Source organism: Flavobacterium sp., from assembly GCF_003525665.1.
In the GTDB taxonomy this organism is placed as follows: Bacteria; Bacteroidota; Bacteroidia; order Flavobacteriales; family Flavobacteriaceae; genus Flavobacterium.
Genome location: NZ_DQDX01000101.1, coordinates 8,739 through 9,070, shown reverse-complemented (window position 1 = coordinate 9,070; position 332 = coordinate 8,739). Strand labels below are relative to the sequence as shown.

The 332-nt window shown below is 32.5% G+C and carries 1 pseudogene; it reads right to left on the bottom strand.

From position 1 onward, the window contains the following. Window positions 1–201: pseudogene (locus DIU01_RS07325) on the bottom strand (MFS transporter); the annotation flags it as partial. Window positions 202–332: the final 131 nt, after the last annotated feature.

The following is a 332-nucleotide window of genomic DNA, read 5'->3' as shown; positions in this document are numbered from 1 at the left end:
CATCGAACCTAGTCCAAACCAGAACAAAATATTACCAATTTGAAGGTACGAAAAACCCAAATCTTCTTTCAAATATTTAGATAAAAAAGGCAACACCATCGTACCAGCACGGTTGATGAAGGTTACCAAAGTCAGTATCCAAATTTCTCTAGAAAATCCCTTAAAATTGTTGATGTATTTGCGAAAAGCGTTCTTTAACATTAGCCAAATTACTTAATTGCAAAGGTACATTTTTATCATTAATCTACTTTATTTTTTGAAGCTATTTCCAGCTATTCGTTGCAATCTTTTATCTCGTTTTGACAACGAGATAAAAGGATTTCCACTGCTAT